Below are 281 nucleotides of genomic sequence, written 5' to 3'. Positions count from 1 at the left end.
ACATCTGTTCCTGTATCACTATCATCTGTTACTGGTCCTGTTGGACTAGTTCCGTCTCCTATAGCAATGTTCTCTACATATCCTAAATCAATATCAGCCTGCGTTACTTCATGCTCTGCAGTTACTGTAGCACTCGCACCAGGAGCTAACGTTGCTATTGGGTTACCACTCGTGATAACTGCATTAGCATCTGTAATAACAATGTCTGTTACTGTTGTGTTTCCTGTGTTTGTTACTATTATATCATACGTTAAGATATCTCCTAACTCTGATACAGTATT

1 protein-coding gene is annotated in these 281 nt (G+C 39.5%); it reads right to left on the bottom strand.

What is annotated here, in order from left to right:
• The coding region (locus RM538_RS13410) for a DUF7507 domain-containing protein (protein ID WP_311333947.1) at nt 1-281 on the bottom strand (281 nt) is incomplete at both ends.

The sequence above is a fragment of the Patiriisocius hiemis genome, assembly GCF_031846325.1.
GTDB lineage: Bacteria > Bacteroidota > Bacteroidia > Flavobacteriales > Flavobacteriaceae > Patiriisocius_A > Patiriisocius_A hiemis.
Note: the sequence above shows the minus strand (reverse complement) of the source record. Positions and strands in the feature narration are given on the sequence as shown.